Below are 1,259 nucleotides of genomic sequence, written 5' to 3' on the forward strand. Positions count from 1 at the left end.
TGGATATCCAAATAAAAACCGGAGTATTAGTTAAGCAGCATTTCTATAATTCATTGATTGATTAAATTCTTCTATCGTTAGATATCCTAAATGTGAATGTCTACGCTTTTTATTATACCAAAGTTCAATATATTCAAAAAGGTTCTTTTCCATTTTCTGGCGATTAACTAAAAGATTTCCGTAAATAATTTCTGTTTTCAGGGACTTAAAAAAACTCTCTGCTACTGCATTGTCCCAACAATTACCTTTTCTACTCATACTTCTTGTTACCTTAAAAGCCTCTAAAACATTAGTGAATTTCTTGTTAGCATATTGTACTCCTTGATCCGAATGGAAGATTAGTCCTGCTTTGAAAGGACGATTTTTACGAGCCATTTTAAAAGCAGCTAAAGTTGTATCTTCTGTATTCATCGTCTTGCTTATACTCCAGCCTATAAGTTTTCTGTCATATAAATCAATCACAGTGGTTAGGTAAACAAACCCTTCTTTTACAGGTATATAGGTAATATCTGACACCCATGCTTTACAAGGTGCTGTTTGTTTAAATCTACGTTCTAAAATGTTTTCAACAACTAAATAGTTGTGTTTGGAGTCAGTAGTTACTTTAAATTTCTTAGCTAATTTACTTCGCAATCCTAACTCTTTCATATATTTAGCAACTGTTGGTTCAGAGATTTTGTAACCACGTGCTTTTAATTCCGCAGAGATTCGTGGACTTCCATAACGTTGTTTAAATTCAAAATAAACATCTTTGACAACTTGTTTTAGCTCTTGTTTTTTTTGCTCACGTAGGCTCTTTGGTGACCGTTTCCAATGGTAGTAGCTACTTGAACTTACCCCTAAAACTTTGCACATTTTCCCAATTGGAAACTCGTTTTCATGGCTTAATATGAAATTATAAGTTACTTTTCGGTCTTTGAAAAAATGGCAATTGCTTTTTTTAATATTTCATGTTCTAACTCAACATCCGCTAATTTCTTTTCTAAATCCCTAATTCTTTCTTGCTCTGGAGTTAACTTTAATTTTCCATTACCAGGAAAACTACCTGTTCCAAAATCCTCAAACTCCTTACACCATTTGTAAAGCAAAGCAACTGGTATTCCTAACTCTCTAGCTAATTCTGATTTATTTTTTCTCTCTTTTGTTAATTCAACTGCTTGACGTTTAAATAACGTATCGTAACTCTTTCTTGTTTGTTTCATATTTCAAAGTTAAATTTTTATACTTAACTTACTATCCAGTCAAAGTTAGGAAGTCCA

Annotated in this window: 2 protein-coding genes; both read right to left on the reverse strand. The window is 32.2% G+C overall.

Features of this window, described 5'->3' with window-relative positions:
• Nucleotides 1-30 precede the first annotated feature (30 nt).
• A complete protein-coding gene (locus tag RH98_RS14965; RefSeq protein WP_317038902.1) occupies nucleotides 31-945 on the reverse strand; it encodes an IS3 family transposase in 915 nt (304 codons plus the stop codon).
• Nucleotides 903-1,202, reverse strand: a complete 300-nt coding sequence (locus RH98_RS16155) for an IS3 family transposase (protein WP_010257638.1) — start codon at nucleotides 1,200-1,202, stop codon at nucleotides 903-905. The genes RH98_RS14965 and RH98_RS16155 overlap by 43 nt, the downstream gene beginning before the upstream one ends.
• Nucleotides 1,203-1,259: the final 57 nt, after the last annotated feature.

It is taken from the genome of Myroides injenensis M09-0166 (assembly GCF_000246945.1).
Taxonomy (GTDB): domain Bacteria; phylum Bacteroidota; class Bacteroidia; order Flavobacteriales; family Flavobacteriaceae; genus Flavobacterium; species Flavobacterium injenense.